Annotated in this window: 24 protein-coding genes, 1 tRNA gene and 1 other annotated feature; of the genes, 21 read left to right on the top strand and 4 right to left on the bottom strand. The window is 40.7% G+C overall.

The annotated features are described in order from the left end of the window. Positions 1-7 precede the first annotated feature (7 nt). The 9 genes from MHH68_RS12685 to MHH68_RS12645 all read left to right on the top strand — a co-directional run bounded on the left by MHH68_RS12685 (position 8) and on the right by MHH68_RS12645 (position 6,560). Entirely contained in the window at positions 8-1,324 is a 1,317-nt protein-coding gene (locus MHH68_RS12685; protein ID WP_058015134.1) for a citrate:proton symporter, read from the top strand. A gap of 206 nt (positions 1,325-1,530) precedes the next feature. Next, entirely contained in the window at positions 1,531-1,755 is a 225-nt protein-coding gene (gene gerE, locus MHH68_RS12680; RefSeq protein WP_003184172.1) for a spore germination transcription factor GerE, read from the top strand. A gap of 149 nt (positions 1,756-1,904) precedes the next feature. Then, positions 1,905-2,345, top strand: a complete 441-nt coding sequence (locus tag MHH68_RS12675; RefSeq protein WP_339163392.1) for a MarR family transcriptional regulator — start codon at positions 1,905-1,907, stop codon at positions 2,343-2,345. A gap of 7 nt (positions 2,346-2,352) precedes the next feature. Then, positions 2,353-3,171 carry a glutamate racemase gene (gene racE / locus MHH68_RS12670; RefSeq protein ID WP_012010811.1) on the top strand — a complete coding sequence of 273 codons (819 nt, stop codon included), beginning with the start codon at positions 2,353-2,355 and terminating at the stop codon, positions 3,169-3,171. Between the two features lie 101 nt (positions 3,172-3,272). Then, a complete protein-coding gene (locus tag MHH68_RS12665) occupies positions 3,273-4,334 on the top strand; it encodes a GerMN domain-containing protein (protein WP_306010980.1) in 1,062 nt (353 codons plus the stop codon). Between the two features lie 151 nt (positions 4,335-4,485). Beyond that, entirely contained in the window at positions 4,486-5,214 is a 729-nt protein-coding gene (rph, locus tag MHH68_RS12660; protein ID WP_058014504.1) for a ribonuclease PH, read from the top strand. A gap of 10 nt (positions 5,215-5,224) precedes the next feature. Next, on the top strand, positions 5,225-5,827 hold the full coding sequence (locus tag MHH68_RS12655) for an XTP/dITP diphosphatase (protein WP_339163384.1): 603 nt from the start codon (positions 5,225-5,227) through the stop codon (positions 5,825-5,827). Between the two features lie 14 nt (positions 5,828-5,841). After that, positions 5,842-6,366, top strand: coding sequence for a metallophosphoesterase (locus MHH68_RS12650; RefSeq protein ID WP_058014506.1), 525 nt, complete (start codon positions 5,842-5,844; stop codon positions 6,364-6,366). Positions 6,367-6,486: 120 nt separating this feature from the next. Continuing rightward, a tRNA-Arg gene (locus MHH68_RS12645) sits at positions 6,487-6,560 on the top strand. Between the two features lie 338 nt (positions 6,561-6,898). Here MHH68_RS12645 and MHH68_RS12640 read toward each other — a convergent pair. The 3 genes from MHH68_RS12640 to MHH68_RS12630 form a co-directional block, all read right to left on the bottom strand. Beyond that, positions 6,899-7,237: a hypothetical protein gene (locus MHH68_RS12640; RefSeq protein WP_061408861.1), complete on the bottom strand. Its 339-nt coding sequence runs from the start codon at positions 7,235-7,237 to the stop codon at positions 6,899-6,901. Between the two features lie 19 nt (positions 7,238-7,256). After that, positions 7,257-8,804: a T7SS effector LXG polymorphic toxin gene (locus MHH68_RS12635; RefSeq protein ID WP_339163378.1), complete on the bottom strand. Its 1,548-nt coding sequence runs from the start codon at positions 8,802-8,804 to the stop codon at positions 7,257-7,259. 94 nt (positions 8,805-8,898) lie between these two features. After that, complete coding sequence (locus MHH68_RS12630; protein WP_019744112.1) at positions 8,899-9,087, bottom strand: hypothetical protein; 189 nt, start codon at positions 9,085-9,087, stop codon at positions 8,899-8,901. 192 nt (positions 9,088-9,279) lie between these two features. Here MHH68_RS12630 and MHH68_RS12625 point away from each other — a divergent pair, with 192 nt between their 5' ends. The 9 genes from MHH68_RS12625 to MHH68_RS12585 all read left to right on the top strand — a co-directional run bounded on the left by MHH68_RS12625 (position 9,280) and on the right by MHH68_RS12585 (position 16,915). After that, complete coding sequence (locus tag MHH68_RS12625) at positions 9,280-9,459, top strand: hypothetical protein (RefSeq protein ID WP_339163374.1); 180 nt, start codon at positions 9,280-9,282, stop codon at positions 9,457-9,459. Between the two features lie 283 nt (positions 9,460-9,742). Next, positions 9,743-10,327, top strand: coding sequence for a DUF4241 domain-containing protein (locus tag MHH68_RS12620; RefSeq protein ID WP_339163371.1), 585 nt, complete (start codon positions 9,743-9,745; stop codon positions 10,325-10,327). Between the two features lie 267 nt (positions 10,328-10,594). Beyond that, positions 10,595-11,872, top strand: a complete 1,278-nt coding sequence (locus MHH68_RS12615; protein ID WP_339163368.1) for a kelch repeat-containing protein — start codon at positions 10,595-10,597, stop codon at positions 11,870-11,872. Positions 11,873-12,124: 252 nt separating this feature from the next. Next, positions 12,125-12,274 carry a teichoic acid D-Ala incorporation-associated protein DltX gene (locus tag MHH68_RS12610; RefSeq protein ID WP_024427820.1) on the top strand — a complete coding sequence of 50 codons (150 nt, stop codon included), beginning with the start codon at positions 12,125-12,127 and terminating at the stop codon, positions 12,272-12,274. A 14-nt stretch (positions 12,275-12,288) separates the two neighbouring features. Then, positions 12,289-13,794: a D-alanine--poly(phosphoribitol) ligase subunit DltA gene (dltA, locus tag MHH68_RS12605; RefSeq protein WP_339163366.1), complete on the top strand. Its 1,506-nt coding sequence runs from the start codon at positions 12,289-12,291 to the stop codon at positions 13,792-13,794. Continuing rightward, positions 13,791-14,975, top strand: coding sequence for a D-alanyl-lipoteichoic acid biosynthesis protein DltB (gene dltB / locus MHH68_RS12600; protein ID WP_058014512.1), 1,185 nt, complete (start codon positions 13,791-13,793; stop codon positions 14,973-14,975). The genes dltA and dltB overlap by 4 nt, the downstream gene beginning before the upstream one ends. 21 nt (positions 14,976-14,996) lie before the next feature. Continuing rightward, positions 14,997-15,233, top strand: a complete 237-nt coding sequence (dltC, locus tag MHH68_RS12595; RefSeq protein ID WP_003216498.1) for a D-alanine--poly(phosphoribitol) ligase subunit 2 — start codon at positions 14,997-14,999, stop codon at positions 15,231-15,233. Continuing rightward, entirely contained in the window at positions 15,233-16,399 is a 1,167-nt protein-coding gene (gene dltD / locus MHH68_RS12590; protein ID WP_058014513.1) for a D-alanyl-lipoteichoic acid biosynthesis protein DltD, read from the top strand. Before dltC ends, dltD begins: the two co-directional genes overlap by 1 nt. A gap of 96 nt (positions 16,400-16,495) precedes the next feature. Further along, positions 16,496-16,915 carry a YkvA family protein gene (locus MHH68_RS12585; RefSeq protein ID WP_058014514.1) on the top strand — a complete coding sequence of 140 codons (420 nt, stop codon included), beginning with the start codon at positions 16,496-16,498 and terminating at the stop codon, positions 16,913-16,915. A 33-nt stretch (positions 16,916-16,948) separates the two neighbouring features. Here MHH68_RS12585 and MHH68_RS12580 read toward each other — a convergent pair whose 3' ends face one another. After that, positions 16,949-17,992, bottom strand: a complete 1,044-nt coding sequence (locus MHH68_RS12580) for a lactonase family protein (protein WP_339163361.1) — start codon at positions 17,990-17,992, stop codon at positions 16,949-16,951. 433 nt (positions 17,993-18,425) lie between these two features. Here MHH68_RS12580 and ilvE point away from each other — a divergent pair, with 433 nt between their 5' ends. The 3 genes from ilvE to ilvN all read left to right on the top strand — a co-directional run bounded on the left by ilvE (position 18,426) and on the right by ilvN (position 21,957). Beyond that, complete coding sequence (gene ilvE / locus MHH68_RS12575; protein WP_058014516.1) at positions 18,426-19,340, top strand: branched-chain-amino-acid transaminase; 915 nt, start codon at positions 18,426-18,428, stop codon at positions 19,338-19,340. Positions 19,341-19,348: 8 nt separating this feature from the next. Beyond that, positions 19,349-19,595, top strand: a binding site (T-box leader). A 122-nt stretch (positions 19,596-19,717) separates the two neighbouring features. Next, complete coding sequence (gene ilvB, locus MHH68_RS12570) at positions 19,718-21,442, top strand: acetolactate synthase large subunit (RefSeq protein ID WP_044139976.1); 1,725 nt, start codon at positions 19,718-19,720, stop codon at positions 21,440-21,442. Further along, positions 21,439-21,957 (top strand): acetolactate synthase small subunit, encoded by a 519-nt coding sequence (gene ilvN / locus MHH68_RS12565; RefSeq protein ID WP_003216637.1) that lies wholly within the window; start codon positions 21,439-21,441, stop codon positions 21,955-21,957. The genes ilvB and ilvN overlap by 4 nt, the downstream gene beginning before the upstream one ends. Positions 21,958-21,968 lie beyond the last annotated feature (11 nt).

The raw sequence follows: 21,968 nt of genomic DNA, 5'->3' as shown, positions 1-21,968 counted from the left end.
ATATAAAGTGCTAGCTATTTTAGGACTCTTAATGGTCGTAACTTTTACATTTCTTATTATGACAAAACGTATGCATCCGGTGGTGGCATTAACCGTTGTGCCGATCATTTTTGCATTGATCGGTGGGTTTTACAGTGGATTAGGGGATATGATGCTTGATGGACTCAAAACGGTTGCACCGTCTGCTGCTTTATTATTATTTGCCATTTTATTCTTTGGTGTCATGCTGGATGCAGGTCTGTTTGATCCACTGATTAAACTCATTTTACGTATTGTGAAAGGGGATCCTGTCAAAATTGCGTTTGGGGTAGCGATTTTGTCCATGCTTGTTGCATTAGATGGGGATGGGACGACAACGTACATGATTACCGTATCAGCTTTGCTGCCACTTTTCTTAAGAATTGGGATGAACCCGCTGATTTTAGGGACGATTTCATTATTATCATTAGGCATTATGAGCGGTATGACCCCATGGGGTGGTCCTGCTACTCGTGCAATTGCTGCACTTGGCTTGGATGCAGCTGAATTTTTTATTCCATTAATTCCAACGATGGTAGCTGGCGGTCTATTCATTCTTTTTACTGCCTATGTGCTCGGGAAAAAAGAGCGGAAACGAATTGGGATCGCAGAGATTCAGTACAAAGAAGAGATTTCGATCTCCCCTGAATTGGCAGCGTCAATTGAAGATGGCGTCGAAGACATGAAAAGACCAAACCTCATTTGGGTAAACTTCTTTTTGACAATTGCGGTGATGGCGACACTTGTTTTAGATATCGTACCGATTCCAGTTCTCTTCTTAATTGGATTTGTCATCGCGCTCATGATCAACTATCCAAAGGTTGAAGATCAGCGCGAGAGAATTTTATCGCACGCAGGAAATGCCTTAACGGTTATTACTCTTGTGTTTGCAGCTGGAATTTTCACAGGAATTTTTTCGGGAACAAAAATGGTGGAGTCCATTGCTAATTTGGTCATTTACATGATTCCGGATTCCTACAGCTCATTCTTTCCACTCATTGTCGCTTTAACGAGTATGCCATTTACATTTGTTCTTTCAAATGATGCTTATTATTTCGGTGTGCTGCCAATCTTAGCTGAAGCGGGTGCAGCATACGGGATTGATCCGGTGGAGATTGCGCGCGCTTCTATTATCGGACAGCCTGTCCACTTGCTGAGCCCTCTTGTGGCTTCAACGCTCCTTCTTGTCAGTATGCTGAACAAAGATATTGGCGATTTGCAAAGGTACGCCCTGCTATGGACCGTGTTAACTGCCCTTTTTACAACATTGATCGCTTTGTTAACAGGTGCCATTTCTATCTTTTAAATACGTGTATGAAAAGGACGATGTCTCGGGTAGGAGACTCGTCCTTTTTTTGTGCGGATAAAAGCGCACAAAATGGACGCTCATATGCGGGAATTCTCGATTTTAACGTCACCTACCTCGGGCAGCCGGCATATGATATCTCGACTATACAGAATCCCATTCTATAGAGACTAGAGCTCTCACCTTAGCAAGGAGGGTTACAATACTTGAAGGAGAAAGAGTTTCAATCCAAGCCGCTATTAACCAAAAGAGAAAGAGAAGTATTCGAATTGCTCGTCCAAGATAAAACAACAAAAGAAATTGCAAGCGAGCTTTTTATTAGCGAAAAGACTGTTCGAAATCATATTTCGAATGCCATGCAAAAGCTAGGAGTCAAAGGTCGTTCACAGGCCGTAGTCGAGCTTCTGCGTATGGGTGAGCTAGAGCTCTAAAGTCAGCCGGTTTTCCTTCCACACCAGGGAGGAACCGGTTATTTCTATATGGTTTCCATGAGTCTCTTCTTGCATTTTCTCTGAAAAACGAGGAAAATAGGAATGTACGTTTTAATCAAAGTGAGATGCTATAGTGAGGTATCAATGAAATGGAAACGAATGAGTTCGACCATGTAGCAGAGATTGAAAAATCATTGCGCCATATTGCGGCAATTATTAAGCAAAAAGGCAGAGAAATCCTGAATCAATATACGATTACACCTCCTCAATTTGTAGGGCTTCAGTGGCTTTATGAATTCGGAGATATGACAATAGGTGAGCTATCACAAAAGATGTATTTGGCTTGCAGTACAACCACCGACTTAATTGATCGAATGGAAAAAAGTGAACTTGTCGAACGAGTAAAAGATCCTTCTGACCGCCGCGTGGTTCGCATTCATTTATTGCCTGAAGGCGAGCGGATCATTCAAGAAGTGATTGTTAAACGCCAAGAATACGTCAGTGAACTTCTAGGGGCTTTCTCAGAAGAAGAAGCCATCGCTTTCAATCAATCCTTAACGAAACTACAGCAGCAAATGAAAAGAAAATGAGGCGATTTTGTTGGATCAACCAATCGGCGTCATTGATTCCGGCGTCGGCGGTTTAACCGTTGCAAAGGAAATCATGAGACAACTGCCAAAAGAAAAAATCATTTACGTAGGCGATACAAAACGGTGCCCGTATGGCCCTCGAAAAGAAGAAGAGGTTCTTCAATATACTTGGGAAATGGCACACTACTTATTAAGACATCATCATATTAAAATGCTCGTCATCGCATGCAACACAGCGACGGCGATCGCACTAGATGAAATCAAAGCAACGCTTGATATTCCGGTCATTGGCGTGATTCAGCCCGGTGCCCGCACAGCCATCAAGGTGACAAACAATCAGCAGATTGGTGTCATTGGTACGGCCAATACGATTAAAAGCGAGGCATACAAAGAAGCTCTGCTATCTCTAAAAGCAGGACTAGCGGTTCAAAGTCTGGCATGTCCGCTGCTTGTCCCATTTGTGGAAAGCGGTACATTTTTAGATCAAACAGCAGATGAAGTGGTGAAAGATTCCCTTGAACCGATGAAAGAAACAGGAATCGATACACTTATTCTTGGCTGCACGCACTACCCGATTTTAAAAGAGTCGATTCAGCGCTTTATGGGCAGTGATGTGAGCATCATTTCATCAGGGGATGAGACCGCTAGGGAAGCGAGTACAATTCTTTCCTATAAAGGGCTGTTAAACACGTCTCAAGAAGCACCTGTCCATACATTTTATACAACAGGGCAGCAGCAAAATTTTGAAAACATCGCTCGTGACTGGTTTGGCTACCTGCCAGGGAAAGTCGAAACCGTTTCACTCGAACACGTCTATCAGCAATAACCCGCTTCTTCTTGAGGTGGGTTATTTTTTTATGAAAAGGGTCTAATCCGCAGAGGGAGCTCGTATACATAGTAGTACAAACTACTAGAGGAGGGTGAAGTATGCTGAAAAAAGGATCTACAGCAGCTGTGACGTGTATCGCGTCAGCCATGCTTTTGTCAGGATGCGGATTGTTTCAAACAGACCAAGCGAAAACAGAGATTGACCCGCCACAAAACGTCACATATGTGAAAGATAATAAAGAAGATAAACAAACAGCGAAAGAAGGAAAAGAAGAGAAGAAGGCAGATACAGTCATGAGAGAATTATATTTAATTGATAAAAACGGGTATGTCGTCTCTCAATCCATTCCGCTGCCGAAAAATGAAGGAAGTGCCAAACAAACCCTTGAATACCTCGTGGACGGAGGACCGATTTCTAACCTTATGCCAAATGGATTCCGGGCTGTTTTGCCGGCCGACACGAGTGTCTCAGTCGACATTAAAGACGGAACGGCCGTAGTGGATTTTTCAAATGAATTCAAAAACTATAAAAAAGAAGATGAACAGCGCATCCTGCAATCGGTCACTTGGACGTTAACGCAGTTTGATTCCGTTGCCAAAGTCAAATTGAAAATGAATGGTCATGAACTAAAAGAAATGCCTGTGAATGGCACACCAATTTCAGAGGATTTAAGCAGAGAAGACGGTATTAATATTCAGCATGAGGCTGCCGCTGATATGACATCGACAAAGCCAGTGACGGTGTATTACTTAGCTGAATCTGATGAACAGACGTACTATGTTCCAGTGACCAAAAGAGCGCCAAAAGATGAGGATGATCAAATTACAGCAGCCATTCATGAGCTCGTCTCTGGCCCAAGCAAAAAAAGCCATTTGCTCACAGATTTTGATCAAGATGTAAAGCTGAATGATATCCCGAAAGTAAAAGACGGACATGTGACACTTGATTTCAACGAATCCATTTTCGGCAGCGCAGATGAAAAGAAAAAGGTGATTTCACAAAAAGTTCTTGATAGCATTGTGCTCACATTAACAGAGCTGCCTGACGTCAAAAGCGTATCCGTTAAGGTAAACGGCAAGGCTGAGCTTGTGAACGAAAAAGGAACAGAGCTGACAAAGCCGGTTTCACGACCAGAACAAGTGAATACAGGTAGTTTTTAACGGCACACATTGATATAATGGAGAAAAAGAGGCATGCATATTCGCTGCCTCTTTTTTATTCCAAGCGATTAGAACGAGCCGAGGTTGTCAAAGTTAGTAGGAGAACCCCGCTGGCATACGCGCGGAATGTATATTGTAACGGAGGTAAATCATGAGATTAGATGAAAGACACTATGACGAATTAAGAAAAATTGAAATAGAGGCAGGCTACATTACGCATCCAGAAGGCTCTGTCTTAATCTCAGCGGGAAATACGAAGGTGATTTGTAACGCATCCATCGAAGACCGCGTACCTCCTTTTTTAAGAGGAGAAGGAAAAGGCTGGATTACAGCAGAATATAGCATGCTTCCAAGAGCAACTGCTCAAAGAACCATTAGAGAATCATCTAAAGGAAAAGTGACAGGACGTACAATGGAAATTCAGCGATTAATTGGACGAGCACTCCGTGCAGTCGTTGACTTAGAAAAGCTTGGCGAACGCACGATTTGGATTGACTGTGATGTCATTCAAGCAGACGGCGGCACACGCACAGCATCCATTACAGGTGCTTTTGTTGCCATGACGCTTGCGATTCAAAAGCTTCGAGCAGAAGGTGTCATCAAACAAAACCCGATCACTGATTATTTAGCGGCGATATCCGTCGGAATTGATTCTCAGCAGGGTCTTCTGTTAGATTTAAATTATGAAGAAGATTCTTCAGCTGAAGTAGATATGAATGTCATCATGACAGGCGCTGGACGCTTTGTTGAACTTCAAGGGACAGGCGAAGAAGCGACATTCTCAAGAGAGCAGCTAAACGGACTGCTTGATTTAGCCGAAAAGGGCATCAAAGAATTAATTGAAAAGCAAAAAGCAGTGACAGGAGAAGTCATCGAATAAAAAGAAGGGTTTGATCAGGATGAAAACAGCCATCATTGCAACGCACAATGCGGGCAAAGCGAAAGAATTCAAAGCCATTCTTGAGCCAAAAGGATTCACGGTCAAAACACTAGTAGACATCGGCTTTACTGAAGAAATTGAAGAAACGGGACATACCTTTGAAGAAAATGCCATTATCAAAGCCGAGGCGATTCAAGCCAAAGCGGGTGAAATGGTCATTGCAGACGATTCCGGTTTGTCGATTGATTATCTTGGCGGAAAACCTGGCGTCTATTCAGCCAGATACGCTGGTGAACATAAAAATGATGCTGAGAATGTAGAAAAAGTGCTGAGCGAACTTCAAGGCATTGAAAAAGAAGACCGCACAGCTAGATTCAGATGTGCCCTAGCTGTCAGCATACCGGGTAAAGAAACAAAAACGGTAGAAGGATCAGTAGAAGGCTTTATCGCAGAGGAACCAATCGGCGAAAACGGCTTCGGATATGACCCGATTTTCATCGTCAAAGACAAAGACCAGACGATGGCCGAATTATCACCAGAGGAGAAAAACAAGATCAGCCATCGAGCGGTCGCGCTTCAAAAGCTTTCATCACTGCTAGACGCAAATGAATAAGGGGGAATGAAGCCATGAAGATACTCATCATTAGTGACAGTCATGGACTCACAGATGAACTTCAAACCATTGCCAAACGGCATGCAGCTGAAGTGGACATGATGATTCACTGCGGAGATTCAGAACTCGACACGAACCACCCAGCACTCGAAGGATACAAAGTCGTCAAAGGAAATTGTGACTTTATGGGCGATTTTGAAGAAGAGCTCCTGCTCCCACTTGATGGAGGCGGAAAACTATTTCTCACTCACGGACATCTGCATGGCATCAAACAATCCTTGCTTCAAGTCTACTACCGTGCAGAAGAGCTAGGCGCAGACATTATCTGCTTTGGCCACTCGCACATCCCAGGCAGTGAGCTGCTAAGAGGAAAACTGCTCATTAACCCAGGCAGCGTGCATCTACCAAGAGTGCGTAAAGAGCGCAGCTATGCTATACTGACACTAGATGGAAGCGAAGCGAACGTACAGTTTTTCACAGACGAAGGTGAGGCCATACAAGACCTCGAAAACACTGTCACATTGGAAGGTATTTCATAAGGGTGCAGCATTTGCCCCTTATGAAAAAACTTTCGAAAAACCGTTGACTTTAAAGAACAATAGTAATATAATAAATCTTGTCGGTGAGGTACTCACCAAAAAAACACTACATAACAACATGTCCCAGTAGCTCAGCTGGATAGAGCAACGCCCTTCTAAGGCGTCGGTCGGGAGTTCGAATCTCTCCTGGGACGTACTAAATTAAAAGCCTGAAATCCTTGATATGAAAGGATTTCAGGCTTTTTTGTTTCTTGGAACATAAGGTTGTTTATCGCTTCAAATTAAGGTTTTGGGAGCGGATTGGGGGCGAACTTGTTTTTAAGTATTTCCGTTCCCTATTTTTGTATCAAAGAAGCTATCAAGATGGGTGGCTGATTTTTGATTAGCTTCTTCAATGACTACGAACGTAAATGGATCAAAATCAAAAATGTATAAATTGAAAATGGGTTTATATGTAGGGTTACTACTAAATATATTGAGGTGAAGCAAAAACAAACGAAAAGCCCTTCCAATTTGGAGGGGCTTTCCTTTGTTAATTATCACTGTCCATTTCCCATAATTTTTGACCGTCTGCTAAATATACTGCATTTGGTGGCTCTTTATAAAGAGAAATTTCTACTAATGAGCTTTTTCCTGTACTAATCCAATCATATATACTGCTTTCATTATGAGTAGGCTGGGTCAAAACTTCTATTACCCTAAAAGCAACAGCATAGTATTCTGTATAATTTACATCATCGTCTTCTAAACCATTATCTGATTCATATAGTGTGTCTGGTTTACCAACGATCTTTAATCCATTTTTCCAATCTAATATAAGTTCTTTCCCTCCATTTTCATCTAATGTTTTAATTAAAGAGTTATATTCCATAGTTAATCATCCTTTTCATTCATTCTAATGGTTTTGAAGGGACTATATGAGCACCGTTTTTTGAATAATGTATAGTACCTCTTGTAGTCTCTATATATTTCCCAGTTTTTAAGTCATAGGTCTGTCCTATTTTTTGACCGAAATTGACAACTTCTCTACCGTTTTCCATCATTTCTCCTTTACCAGCATATTTATCAAGCAATTCTTGTGCTTTTTTATTGTCCCCGTAAAAGATGCTTTTTTTCTTTCCATTAGCTATCTCCTGTTTATAGTTAGGTGCATCAGGAATATGTTTTTCTTGAGCGCCTGGTTTTACTTTTACAGGGAAACCATTTACTTCACGATACGGACCTTTTGGTACGGAGTGTTTGCCGAAGGAAGGTGTTTTGACAATCTTCTTGGCTACTTTCTCTCCTTTCGTTACTTTAAATACGTATTTTCCAACTTTAGCGATTTTAGCTCCTGGTATCATGTACAAGCTTGATACTAGACGGTCCATGTCAGCGACTTTGTCACCTGTGACAGGGTCTCTCCCTGTGATGACTCGAATGGCATCATTTATTCCTGTAAATTCAACCGCTGTATTTAAGATGTTTGAGGTTTGTTTCAAGTCGGAAATCTTTGTGATGCTTTCAATCTTCACTTTGTTTTGATCCGATATTCGTAACCGATAGAGCATTCCATCTCGAATAACGTCAACTGTTTTGGCATTTGCGAAGTCAATCTTTTCATTTGTATTATATACTTTTCCATTTACGAACACGGCGTCTTGATTGATTTTATTAGACGGTTTCCTATTTAAAATCGTATCCACATTTGATCGCTCTTTATCATTCAGCTTCTTCAGCATGATCATCATTGGGTTTTCTTTAGGGTTGTCTATTTTTTCATTCAATCCGCTGATGTTGCTGCTGATTTTTTCTTCTTTTCCATCTTTGAAGATAGAGCCTTTTTGATAACTAGTAATTTCAATTTTCGGGCCAGTGAACATCTTGCTTAAAGTATCTATGTATTGCTTCATTATGTGAAGGGAACTTTTTGTTTCATTTAAAGCACTTGTTTGTTCTCTGTCAAATGCATGAAGTAGTCCAATGGTTTTGGACGTCTCAAGCCATGCTTTTTGATAGCTTTGTTGGAAAGCAGATTCGTCTACATGAGGCAAATGCTCAATATGGCTGATCCTGCTCAGGGCTTGATTCACATCTGATAAGATATCAGAAATGGTCCGTTCCGCTTTTTTTAACCCTTCGTCAAGCTCGTGTTCAATGAATGATTGAGAGATAAAACCATTCGGGTTTGATTCAAAAGCATGGAGTGCCTGTTTTGTCTTTTTTAGTTCGCCGCTGTATTCGTCAATGATGATCTGAAAGAATTGCAAAAAGGGAATGTGACACTCCATATAAAAATCTTTTATCGCTTGTCCAGCTTCTCCCTTTAATGCGCCATCTAAAGAGATGATTTGATTGATTTGTTTTTCTAGGGACTTAACATTATGTGATTGCTGCTTCAACTTGTTCAGCGTTTGGTCAATTCCATTCTTCAACTCAATGACATCAAGGGTTTTCATTCCGTTCTCCTTTACTTTCTGTTAGTACTCGAAGCAATTAAGCGTCCACATAAAGAAAGGGAGCTGCATAAACGACAGCTCCCAAGATGAGGAGTTAATTTTTCTTTTTTCTGTAGTCTTTTACTAAGCTTGAAACAACTAAACCCATCACACTAAAAGCCACAAGATAAAATAAAACATTTGTTACAGGTGTATCAATTTTCCCTAAGATCATCACAAGGGCAATAATAGCGCCGGGTAAAGTAATTAATAACATTTTGGATGGCGTGCTTTGCTGTGACACTTAATGACTTCCTGATCGATCCATTAAATAGATATTTTAGTTGATTTTAACATATGGAGATTGTGCGAACAACATAAGGGGGATAGCAATCTACTTTAAGAGCGGACAAATGAAACTTACTGATTTTATGGAAATAATTTCAATTAAACCTTTTGTGTAATAAAATGTATATGATTTATACAAAGGAGTGAGATGGCGGTGAAGCATTTTTTAACGGCAATCGTAGTGGCTATCATTGTGGGGATCATTGTATATGTTGCAAATGATCGTTTAAGCATGTTTCCATTGATGCTGATTTTAGCGGTTGCGATCTATATCGTAAGCAGGATTAGCGAAGCATTGATTAAGAAATACTCAAAAGAAAATAGTTAATAGCACAGCCCTCCATTGGAAGGGCATTTTTAAATTAACCTTCCTAATGAAAAAGGCATTGTAAAGCGGTAAATATGCAAAAGAGAGAATATTCTTTCGCCAACTAAAAAAAGTAAGGTGTATAGTAGAAGGAGAAGATGAATTGAGTTTTAAGTAAGAACTTGCATTATGGACGAGAATGGAGATGAAGCTTAACTCGTTACAGCTTTTTTATTGATGGATTAAATGGGGGGGAAATACATAATGCCAAACACCCCAGAAAAACAATGAAAGGAATGATCACTTGTACAACATCAATCCAACACACCTGTTATATAGAAATAGAGAGACAAGCAGTCAAGAGGGTCATCAATTATTTGCTAAACAGTTAGGCTATATCGAGATCACGGGCGGTCATATCGTTGCCTGTGATCCTTTTGATTCAGAAGGGGACCAATCGTTTACGAGGAAAGTTACTCTAGGAAAATATCCTATTATACTGGTAGTTAAGCGTTTGGAAAGCGGAGACGAACGAGTAGCCTATGCAATGATCAAGTTTCCAAACGAGCAAGCAATAAAATGGGAGCTTGCCACAAGAGTAGGACAGGATCTCAAAAATTTGAAAGAAGACGAGTTTTTCGGTTACGGTGTGAATACGGGAATGGGCTGTTTCATGGATGCGGAGGCAGCACTATATCTTCAAGCTTATGAGGATAAGCGATATAAAGAGGACAATGTTTTTTATCTTTACGAGGAATTTGCAGAAGCGCTTGAGCAAAACTACAAGCACACATGGGACTGGCTCGTCACCCGTTTTCATGACAAGGTGGACATTGCCATGTTTACCACAGGCTTCGGTGACGGGATGTATCCAAGCTTTGGGGGCTAGATGAAAACGGAGAACCCGCTTGCCTTTTAACGGATTTTCTAATAATGGACTGATGAGAAACTCATGAAATCATGGGTTTTTTTATTGTTCTTTGATTATAGACTTAGACAGTTTTTGATTGAACCTATTATTTAAGCGACTCTTTAGTAAGTCACTTTTCCGATGCTTTTTTCTATTAATTTCTCTTTAAAAAGATCAATTATTCTATAAAAATAAAAAAACGCTCCGATAATGAAGAAGTAAGATAATGAAAAGGGAGTGTTATTTTTGAAAAAATGGATCGTCATGATGTTACTAGTAATCCTTTCATTCACGCAGTCAATTCAAATGGTACATGCGGCTAAGGATGAATGGAATCAATTAGCTGATTTGCCAACAGCAAGAGTTGGAGCTGTAGCTAATGCTGTAGATGGGAAAATATACGTAATTGGTGGCTATAATGCTCTTAATGAAACAGTAGAATATGACCCTTCTACTAACCAATGGACGAAAAGGAAAGATATGCCTAGTGGGAGAGGGGGAGCAGCATCTGTTGTTGTGGGGTCTAAAATTTATGTTCTAGCAGGAAATCACCAAAATTCCTTCAATAAATTTGAAGTGTACGATACAAAAAAAGACGAGTGGGAAGTTTTAACTGATATTCCTTTTGAAAGTCCTTCTAAAGGTGCTTATAATGTTCAAGTTGGTGTTATGGGAGATAAAATTTATGTATTAGGTGGCAATGAATTTTTTAGTTATGATCTAACAGAAAACAAATGGAAAAAGGAAGCTTCACCATCATTTAAAACACAAAGAGCAATTGGTCTAGTTTTGAAAGGGAAGTTCTATATTATTGGAGAAAACAATAATAGTGAAATTTTTGAATTTGATGTTTCTAATGATAGTTGGTCTGCAAAAAAAGAAGGATTTAAAAAAGTATATCTGAGTGGAGTTACTTATAAAGATAATATGATTTTACCAGGCATTTCATCTAATAGATTGTATGTCTATAATGCTGAAAAAGAAGAAATGGTGAAAGTAGTTGTACCTAACAATGATATACGTGTTGGTGCTTCATCAGTTATTATAGGGGATATGTTATATGTAATAGGAGGACGTAAATATAATATAAACTTGAATTATACTGATATTGCTGATAAAAACTATAAATCAGTTATCTCTATTTCTTTAAAAGACTTGGAACTTCCATCAAACACACCCGGTGACAAAGATTCAGAACCGACAACACCACCAAAAGATGATTCTACAAATCCAGGAGACAAAGACCAAGAACCAACCACACCGCCTAAAGACGATGCAACAAATGAAGATGGCGATGCTCTCCTCATCATCACAATGGTCAATGGCTTACAGAAAGAGTATGACCTCTCCATGAAAGAAGTCAACGCTTTCCTATCATGGTACAAAAAGCGTGATGCAGGAGAAGGACCAGGGTTTTATGAAATTGACGAGCATGACAACAATAAAGGTCCCTTTGAAAGTAAAAAGGATTATGTGGTGTTCAAAAACATACTCATGTTCGAAGTCAATAAATATAAGAAGTAATTGAAATCAAAGCCATCTAGGTAAACTAGGTGGCTTTTGTGTTTATTCGACAGCTTTCAGCAATTTTAAGGCAAATTTAAGATCGAATTTCATTTCAAATACATTAAATCTTTGTTACAATAAGACAGCTTTGCGCAAAAGAGACGTTCTAAGGTTCGACATTTTTTAGCATTTTCTTAAAAATTTTATGGTTTGATATGAAACTCTTTTGATGATCCATGCGTCTCTATAAGTGTCAAAAGAAAAGAGGTTATCAATATGCTATTCAAAAAGCTATCAGAAAATAAGTCTGTAAAATGGATAGGATATACAAGCTTTTACTTACTTATTTTGCTATTATTGTTCTTTATTTACGGATTCCATACAGCAAATACGGGATCATTCATTTACAACGATTTTTAATTGGAGATTAAACTATGAAACTATTACACACGATTCATGAATACCAACAAACGAAACCAACACAGCCAGCATTTGTTTCTCAACATGCTTCGATCACATATGATGAGCTTTGGCATCTATCAGACCAAATGGCTGGTGCAATCGATTCGGTCGCTACAGATAGTGCACCTGTCATTGTATACGGTCATATGGAGCCAGAGATGCTGATTTCTTTTTTAGGCAGTGTGAAATCAGGTAGACCATACATTCCGGTCGACATTTCAATCCCTGCAGAGCGTATCGTCTCAATTATTGAAAGCTCAAAAGCCAGTCTATTGATTTGTGCAAATGAGCAGAATGTACTAGATGTAGAAGAACACATTGAGGTGAAAAGTGCGGCATCGCTTTTAGCTCTTGAAAAAGAAGCACCGCCATCATCGCAGTGGGTTCAACAGGATGATGTGTTTTACATCATTTATACGTCTGGCAGTACCGGAAAACCGAAAGGCGTTCAGGTAACAGCCAATAATTTAGAAAGCTTTACAGAGTGGATGTGTAGAGACTTCCCAATTGGTGAGGGGCGCACGTTCTTAAATCAAGCACCGTTTTCTTTTGACTTATCAGTGATGGATTTGTATCCAGCGCTTCAATCAGGCGGCACGCTTTACTGTTTAGTGAAAGATCTTGTGAATAAGCCGAAGGATATGTTTGCAGCACTTGGTCAATCTGACGTTGAAGTGTGGACATCAACACCTTCCTTTGTGCAAATGTGCTTAATGGATCCTTCCTTTACAGGGGAGCTTTTACCAGAGTTGAAAGTTTTCTTGTTCTGCGGAGAGGCACTTCCTGTATCTGTAGCAAGTGCACTCCTTGAGCGTTTTCCAAAGGCGCAGGTCTTTAATACGTATGGTCCGACTGAAGCAACTGTTGCGATTACATCGATTGAAGTCACGCAGGCCATTCTTGATCAGCACGATTCCTTACCAGTTGGCTATGCGAAGCCTGATACAGATATCGTCATTTTAGATGAAGAAGGCAAGAGCCTTCCTGATGGTGAAAAAGGGGAAATTGTCATCGTGGGGCCAAGCGTCACGAGAGGCTACTTAGGTGAACAAGCTTTAACGGAGAAAGTATTTTTTGAATACGAAGGGCGCCCTGCATACCGCACAGGTGACGCAGGTGTGGCGCAGGATGGTTTGATTACGTGCCACGGTCGTCTGGACTATCAAATAAAGCTGCACGGATACCGGATGGAGCTTGAAGAAATTGAATATCATGTGAGCGAGACAACGTATGTCAATGCTTGTGTGATTGTGCCGTTCCAGCCAAACGGTCATGTGGAGTACTTGATTGCAGCCATTGTTCCTGCAGCGCATTCTTTTGAAAAAGAATATCAGCTGACAAGTGCAATTAAGAAAGAAATGGCGGATTCACTGCCTGCGTACATGATTCCAAGAAAGTTTGTCTATCTTGAGCAGCTATACATGACGCCAAATGGGAAGGTTGACCGTAAAAGAATCGCGAAAGAGGTTCTTCTATGATTCCATTTAGTTCATTCTTTTTCTTCATTCTAATTGGTGTTCTTCTTTTGCCGACGATCATTCTTGGTCTACGCGGCAAAAGAATGCAGGGCTACAACATGTTTGCAACGGTTGTGGCACTCGCTCTTATTTTCTCAAAGGATGCACATGGCGCGCTGCTTCTCTTCTTATTTACAGTGTGGCAAGTCTTGATCATCCGGTTGTACCTTTCGTACCGGTTGAAAGCGAACAGGGCGTCTGTCTTCTATATGGCAGTGGTTGCATCGATTTTGCCGCTTGTACTATCAAAGGTTTTACCGTTCTTTTTAACTCATCAGCCGCATCAACCGCCGCCAATGAACTGGTTGAGCTTTTTAGGGATCTCGTACTTAACATTTAAAGGTGTTCAGTTAATTATCGAGACAAGAGACGGCTTGATTAAGAAGAAAATTCCGATTCATCGTTTGGTCTATTTCATTGTCTTTTTCCCGACGATTTCATCAGGTCCGATTGATCGTTACCGCCGGTTTGAAAAGGATATGGATACGCCGCCTGAAAAGGAAGCGTACAGTGATCTTTTATACGCGGGTATTCATAAAATTTTTATCGGCTTCTTATATAAGTTCATTATTGGTTATTTGATTCACACGTATATTCTGATGAATATTCATCACATTAGCAGCAGTCACTTTGTTCAACAGTTAACGTATATGTATGCGTACAGTATGTATTTGTTCTTTGACTTTGCTGGTTATACAGCGTTCGCTGTTGGTGTGAGTTATATCATGGGCATTAAATCACCAGAAAACTTTAACAAACCGTTTATCAGCCGGAATATTAAAGACTTCTGGAATCGCTGGCACATGTCCCTGTCTTTCTGGTTCAGAGACTACGTGTTTATGAGATTTGTGTTCTTTATGACAAAAAAGAAGTGGATCAAGAACCGTATGGCTGTATCAAATATTGGGTACTTTGTCCTCTTTCTATTGATGGGTGCTTGGCATGGTCTAGCACTTCAATATATTATTTACGGACTATATCACGCAGTTGTGATGTCCGGTTACAATTTATTTGAGAAATGGAATAAAAAACACAAGTGGTGGCCGGATAACAAGGTCACAATGGTTGTGTCGATCATTATTACATTCCATGTGATTTGTTTCGGATTTTACATTTTTTCAGGAAAACCATTTCATCATTAATGATTAAGGGAGTAGAAAATTATGGAATTTAAAAATCAAGTATACGGTATTATTGCAGAGGTTTGTCAGGACGACGTTGTAAAAGAAAATCCAGAGATTGCAATTTTTGACGAAGGTCTTCTAGATTCATTTGGTACAGTTGAATTACTTATGGCTATCGAAAGTCAACTTGGAATTACTGTTCCGATTACAGAGTTTGATCGTGATGTGTGGGATACACCGAATCACATTGCTGAGCAGCTGGCAGAGATGAAGTAATGAAAAAGCGTTTTTTTGGGCCGCTTATTTTAGCGGCTGTTCTATTCATTGGTGTTCTTCTTGTACCAAATGCATGGCTCTCACATCTGATCCCAAAAGACAAATTACAAAAGTCAGCCACAGAATTAGATCCGGGGATGTTCCAAGGGCTTTATTTACAAGATGAAATGCTAAAAGATCCAACTTATTTGCCGATCTATGGATCTTCTGAACTATCACGTTTTGATCCATATCACCCTTCAAATTTCTTTCATGAGAATCCTCAAGGGTTTACACCTTATCTTATTGGAAAAGGTGGATCGCAATCATTAATTCATGCGATGAACTTTGCAGCGCATATGGATGAACTAAAAGGGAAGAAGCTTGTATTTATCGTGTCTCCGCAGTGGTTTGTAAAGTGGGGATCAGACGAGAATCACTTTGCACCGAACTATTCAGCGCTTCAAGCGCTTAATCTCGCTTATAATAAAGAAATTGATCCAGCTGTGAAAAAAGAACTGATCAAGAGAATCATGACGTTTAAAGCAGTAAAGAACGACATGGTCATCACAGAGCTTTTTAAAGCAGAGCTTTCTGAGAACAAATTCGCTTATGGCGCGATTTCTCCTATTGCCAAAATGTATTATGGCATGCTTCAAAAGAAAGACATGTACTATACCATTGGATCGGGACATGAACGTAAGCTTCAACCATCTCCTTCAGTCAAAGGAAAAACATGGACTGAGCTTGAAAAAGAAGCGAGCGTTTTTGGTGCGAAAAGAGCAGGGGACAACCCGTTTTATATTAATCAAAAACTGTTTGACCGCAAGCTGAAACCGATCATGAAAAAGATGAAGGATTCCCGTGAAGATCACTCTTATGCGGAATCACCAGAGTACAAAGATTTTCAAATCATGCTGGATATTTTAAAACAGGCAGGGGCGAAGCCTTTGTTTGTGACGATTCCTGTTAACGGGAAATGGTATGATTATACTGGTTTCCCAAAAGAGGGGCGCACAGAGTATTATGAGAAAATCAATCGTCAAATTCGCGATAATGGGTATGAAGTTGCAGATTTGACTAAGCATGAGTACGATCCTTATTTCTTTAAAGATACGATTCATGTGTCTTATAAAGGATGGGTGTACATCGATAAGGCAATCGAAAAGTTTTACAAAGAGCAGTAGAATGCAGCAGCTTTCTGCTGCTTTTTGTTTTGTCGAAATGGCAGATATCTTGTATAACGAAGGGAAAAGGGCTATGCTGTAGATGGAGGCGATATGATGAATCGTTCTGAGAAAAAAGAACTATTGAAGCGTTCGAAAAAGCATTTTAATGATCATGCCTTTTGGGAAAAGTTAAAAAAGACGGCACAAAAAGCTGGTGTCTCTCTTGTCTATGCTGTGCTATTACTTTACTATACATTGCAAAAACCTGAAGTACCTGTCAAAGCAAAAACCCTTATTATTGGGGCGCTCGGATACTTTATCCTTCCAATTGACCTTATTCCCGATACATTGATTGGTGTCGGCTATACAGATGATTTAGGCGCGATCACATTTGCTCTGATTCAAGTAGCGGTCTACATTGATGATGATGTGAAAGGAAAAGCGAAGGACAGGCTGTCAAAATGGTTCGGTGAAAAAACCGATACGTCTCTGATTGATCAAAAACTTGAAGATGGCGGGATGCCGTCTGCATAAAGAAAAGCCTCCACAGTTGGAGGCTTTTTTTCATTATCCTAAAAATTTCACGCAAACTGGATGAGGGACTGAGATGTCTGATTGTAAGACAGTGAGTCGTCCTGTTTCTTTGTCGCGTTTGTATAACACTAGGTTGCTAGATTCTTGGTTTGAACCAACGAGGAATTCTTCAGTTGGATCAAGAACAAAGTCTCTAGGCCAGTTTCCTTCAGATGAAGCAATCTCGACAAGACTTAATTGGCCGCCAGTGTCTGCTTTAAAAATCGCAATGCTGTCGTGGCCGCGATTTCCTGCATAAACAAATTGGCCGTCTGAAGAGACGTGAATGGCACTGCCTTGATTGTTCTCTGTAAAGTCGCTTGGAATGGTTGCGATCGTTTGGATCTCTTCGAAATGACCATCTTCAAAGTAACGAAGCACAATCACCTCTGAGCTTAGCTCTGTCATCACATATGCCACAGGTTTCGTTGGATGGAATGTGATATGACGAGGACCGGTGCCTGGTTTTGTTTCAAATGTATGAGCAAGCTCGAGTTTGCCGTTTTCTTTCTTATACGTATAAATGCCATCTGTCCCAAGGTCAACAGCGACTGCAAATTGTTCATCTGGTGTCAGACCCATAAAGTGAGTGTGCGGTTTTTCCTGACGATCTTCGTTAGGGCCAGTACCTTCATGCTGCGCCTGGGACAGCGTGCGGATCACTGAGCCATTTTCAGCATCGATTTCATACATCTCTGCTGTTCCTTTATGATAGTTTGCTGTAAAAGCTGTTTTTGTTTGACTGTCCACGCTCACGTGACAAGGAGAAGCGCCTTCGGCAAGTTCTTGGTTGATGAAACGAAGTGTGCCGGTTTCTGCATCGATTTGATAAGCAGCCACGCCGCCCTGTGATCCTTCTTTTACCACAGCATACACAAATTTTTGAGAATCTGAGACGGTTAAATATGTAGGATTTTCAAGTTCAGCAGCTACTTCTACTTGCTCAATCTGCTGCTTGTCCGTATTTAATGTAAAAGTATAAATGCCTTTACTGTCTCCCTTTGTATACGTTCCGATATAACCTCTGATGTTAGCCATGTATTGCCCTCCTTCTATAAGATGCTCTCATTCTATCATAAATTCATAGGAAAACGCTTTAGAAAGGCATACCGAAAGAAAATCAAAAGCGTTGGAATCTACCAGTATTCATTCAAAACAATGTGAAAAAATATGACAAACGGTTTCTCAAATGAAAAGAGTTCAGGTAAAGTAAATAAATTGAAGAAAAAATACAAAAAATTTTAAGTTTTTTCATTCCTTGTCTAGCAAAGGTGTAAGCGTATACATTTAATTTTGATTAGTCTAAATTGTCTAATAATTTTAAAAATGCTGTTGACACTGTATGGAAAGCGGCGTAAGATGGGTTCAACAAAAGCTAAACAAACACGAAAGAGCAAGCGTGAGACACTTCATTATAAAGTGTCTGAAAATTCAACTACTTTTTGTTTGAAAGAGAGGGTGCTCACTGAAAATGGAAGACCAAAAGGAACAGTGGATCTTTTTAAACGATGAACTCGTGAAAAAAGAGGATGCGAAAATTTCAGTTTATGATCATGGCTTCTTATACGGTGACGGAGTGTTCGAAGGGATACGCGTGTATAACGGAAATATCTTTCGAATGAAAGAACATTTAGACCGCCTGTATGATTCCGCCAGATCGATTATGCTGAACATTCCATATTCACTTGAGGAACTCACGGAAAAAATGATTCATACAGTTGAAAGGAACGGACTGAAGGATGCCTATATCCGCCTTGTTGTCTCAAGAGGAGCTGGTGATCTTGGTTTAGATCCAAACAACTGCGGGAGAGCCAACACAGTGATCATTGTAGAGCCGCTGGCCATCTTTCCAAAGCACCTATATGAAACAGGTATTGATATTGTGACGGTGCCGACGAGACGAAATCGTCCCGATGTACTAAGTCCAAAAGTGAAATCATTAAATTATTTGAATAACATCCTTGTCCGAATCGAAGCCCATATGGCCGGTGTGAGTGAAGCGCTGATGCTGAACGATCAAGGGTACGTGGCAGAAGGTTCTGCAGACAATGTGTTTATTTATAAAAAAGGTAAGCTCTATACACCGCCAGGTTATATCGGCGCTCTTGAAGGCATCACAAGAAATGCCATCATGGAGATTGCAGAGGACTTAGGCTACGAAGTGAAAGAAGAACCATTCACAAGGCACGATGTGTATACAGCAGAAGAAGTCTTTCTAACAGGAACTGCAGCTGAAGTGATCGCCGTTGTAAAAGTTGACGGCCGTACAATAGGTGAAGGGAAACCTGGGATTCACACTAACAAACTTCTTGAACAATTCCGCAAGCGAGTGGTTGAAGAAGGAGAAAAAGTCGTTTTTACAGATGAAAACATTCACGCAAGCTAAATAGATATCGATAAACGTTGAAGAGGACTAGTAGCTTTAGAGTCAGTATCTACAGAGAGCCGGTGGTAGCTGGAAACCGGTGTTACTTTCTAAAGTGAACTCACCTCTGAGTGTCTGCTTGAAATGATAGTAGGGCAGACCGAGTGACATTGCTCACTCGTTACCAAAATGGATGAAAGATGTCCATGAGACGGCAGCTGAATTTGCCGTGAACAAGGGTGGTACCGCGAAAAACAAAGCTTTTTCGCCCCTTTGACCTAGTGAAAAGTAGTGTCATTGTGGGGTGAGAAGGCTTTTTTATATGGTCTAAAATCTCAATCTTGAATAGAAAAGGGTGAAAAGACTTGACTGAAGCAAGACAAAGAGGAGGAAATCAAATGGGGACAAATGTACAAGTGGAGACGGAAACATCTAAAGCACCACAAACGATGAACGGTGCACTCATGCTAATTGAAGCACTTAAAAGAGAAAAAGTAGAAGTCATTTTCGGATATCCAGGCGGAGCGGTTTTACCGATCTACGATAAAATTTATGATTCTGGGTTATTCCATGTCCTGCCAAGACATGAACAGGGAGCGATTCATGCAGCGGAAGGATACGCTAGAGTATCTGGTAAACCTGGTGTTGTCATTGCAACATCAGGACCAGGAGCGACAAACCTAGTCACAGGAATTGCAGATGCAATGATTGATTCACTTCCTCTTGTTGTCTTCACAGGACAGGTGGCAACCTCAGTCATTGGATCAGACGCTTTCCAGGAAGCAGACGTGCTCGGCATCACAATGCCTATCACAAAGCACAGCTATCAGGTGAGAAATCCAGAGGAATTACCGGGCGTCATTAAAGAAGCGTTCCACATTGCAACGACAGGAAGACCTGGTCCAGTCTTGATTGATATTCCAAAAGATGTGGCAGGTATTGAAGGAACGTTTGAATACGATCAGCCAATTGATTTACCTGGTTATCAGCCAAAAGTGGAGCCGAACTATTTGCAAATTCGCAAATTAGTAGAAGCTGTCAGCAGAGCGAAGAAACCGGTCATTCTAGCAGGAGCTGGCGTTCTTCATGGCAAAGCATCTGAAGAATTAAGGCAGTATGTAGAGCAGCAGCAAATCCCAGTCGCTCATACACTGCTAGGACTTGGCGGCTTCCCAGCAAAGCATCCTCTGTTCCTAGGAATGGCTGGTATGCATGGCACATATGCGGCGAACATGGCTCTACATCAATGTGACTTGCTCATTTCAATCGGTGCGAGATTCGATGACAGGGTAACTGGCAATCTCAATCACTTTGCAAAACATGCAAAAGTAGCACATATTGATATCGACCCAGCTGAAATTGGTAAGAACATTCATACGCATATCCCGGTTGTTGGAGACAGTAAGTTAGTCCTTGAAGAGCTGATTAAGCAAGACGGGAAGCAAGGAGAGTCAGACGAGTGGAAAAACCAACTAGATCAGTGGAAGGAAGAATATCCACTCTGGTACGTTGAAAACGAAGCAGAGGGCTTTAAACCTCAAAAGCTGATTGAATACATTCATCAATTCACAAAAGGTGAAGCCATTGTGGCAACAGATGTTGGACAGCATCAAATGTGGGCAGCACAGTTCTATCCATTTGAAAATGCAGATAAATGGGTCACATCTGGCGGCCTTGGGACGATGGGCTTCGGTTTACCGGCAGCCATTGGCGCTCAGTTAGCTGATCAAGAGGCAACGGTTGTGGCGATTTTAGGAGACGGAGGTTTCCAAATGACCCTGCAAGAACTTGCCGTTATCCGTGAGCTGAACCTTCCAGTGAAAGTGATTGTTCTAAATAATCACAGCCTTGGAATGGTAAGACAATGGCAAGAAATTTTCTACGAAGAACGCTACTCATATTCTAAATTTTCAGAGCAGCCGGACTTCGTTAAATTATCTGAAGCTTATGGCATTAAAGGAATCAGAATCTCATCAGACGAAGAGGCGAAAGAAAAGCTTGAAGAAGCGCTAACCTCTAGAGAGCCTGTTTTCATCGATGTCAATGTAGCGAGAGATGAAAAAGTATTCCCGATGGTAGCACCGGGGAAAGGACTTCATGAGATGGTGGGGGTGAAACCTTGAAAAGAATTATTGTGTTGACTGTATTAAATCGATCAGGCGTACTGAACCGAATCACTGGCCTTTTTACTAAACGACACTACAACATTGAAAGCATTACGGTCGGCCATTCTGAGATTCAAGATGTATCACGCATCACGTTCGTCGTCCATGTAGACCAAGAGAAAGACATCGAACAGCTGACAAAACAGCTGAACAAACAAATTGATGTTCTCAAAGTAACAGACATTACAAACCAATCAATCGTCCAGCGAGAGCTGGCTTTGATAAAAGTCGTTTCTGCACCAGCATCTAGAATGGAGATCACAGGGGTCATTGAACCGTTTAGAGCTTCTATTGTAGATGTGAGCAGAGAGAGTGTCGTCATTCAGGTGACAGGTGAGTCTTCAAAAATTGAAGCACTCATTGAATTACTTAAGCCATACGGCATTAAAGAAGTCGCCAGAACTGGCACCACGGCCTTTGCGAGAGATAATCAGCAAAAGCCGCAACAAAATAAAACAATTTCAATTGTCTAAACAAAAGGAGA

The sequence above is a fragment of the Bacillus sp. FSL K6-2841 genome, from assembly GCF_037976435.1.
GTDB lineage: Bacteria > Bacillota > Bacilli > Bacillales > Bacillaceae > Bacillus > Bacillus pumilus.
This window is presented reverse-complemented; position numbering and strand designations above follow the sequence as displayed.

What these genes read in the sequence shown, in the direction of transcription:
- MHH68_RS12675 (WP_339163392.1), top strand. Translation starts at nt 1,905, where the DNA reads ATGGAAACGAATGAGTTCGACCATGTAGCAGAGATTGAAAAATCATTG.
- MHH68_RS12665 (WP_306010980.1), top strand. Translation starts at nt 3,273, where the DNA reads ATGCTGAAAAAAGGATCTACAGCAGCTGTGACGTGTATCGCGTCAGCC.
- rph (WP_058014504.1), top strand. Translation starts at nt 4,486, where the DNA reads ATGAGATTAGATGAAAGACACTATGACGAATTAAGAAAAATTGAAATA.
- MHH68_RS12650 (WP_058014506.1), top strand. Translation starts at nt 5,842, where the DNA reads ATGAAGATACTCATCATTAGTGACAGTCATGGACTCACAGATGAACTT.
- MHH68_RS12640 (WP_061408861.1), bottom strand. Translation starts at nt 7,237, where the DNA reads ATGGAATATAACTCTTTAATTAAAACATTAGATGAAAATGGAGGGAAA.
- MHH68_RS12635 (WP_339163378.1), bottom strand. Translation starts at nt 8,804, where the DNA reads ATGAAAACCCTTGATGTCATTGAGTTGAAGAATGGAATTGACCAAACG.
- MHH68_RS12625 (WP_339163374.1), top strand. Translation starts at nt 9,280, where the DNA reads ATGGCGGTGAAGCATTTTTTAACGGCAATCGTAGTGGCTATCATTGTG.
- dltA (WP_339163366.1), top strand. Translation starts at nt 12,289, where the DNA reads ATGAAACTATTACACACGATTCATGAATACCAACAAACGAAACCAACA.
- dltB (WP_058014512.1), top strand. Translation starts at nt 13,791, where the DNA reads ATGATTCCATTTAGTTCATTCTTTTTCTTCATTCTAATTGGTGTTCTT.
- dltC (WP_003216498.1), top strand. Translation starts at nt 14,997, where the DNA reads ATGGAATTTAAAAATCAAGTATACGGTATTATTGCAGAGGTTTGTCAG.
- dltD (WP_058014513.1), top strand. Translation starts at nt 15,233, where the DNA reads ATGAAAAAGCGTTTTTTTGGGCCGCTTATTTTAGCGGCTGTTCTATTC.
- MHH68_RS12585 (WP_058014514.1), top strand. Translation starts at nt 16,496, where the DNA reads ATGAATCGTTCTGAGAAAAAAGAACTATTGAAGCGTTCGAAAAAGCAT.
- MHH68_RS12580 (WP_339163361.1), bottom strand. Translation starts at nt 17,992, where the DNA reads ATGGCTAACATCAGAGGTTATATCGGAACGTATACAAAGGGAGACAGT.
- ilvE (WP_058014516.1), top strand. Translation starts at nt 18,426, where the DNA reads ATGGAAGACCAAAAGGAACAGTGGATCTTTTTAAACGATGAACTCGTG.
- ilvB (WP_044139976.1), top strand. Translation starts at nt 19,718, where the DNA reads ATGGGGACAAATGTACAAGTGGAGACGGAAACATCTAAAGCACCACAA.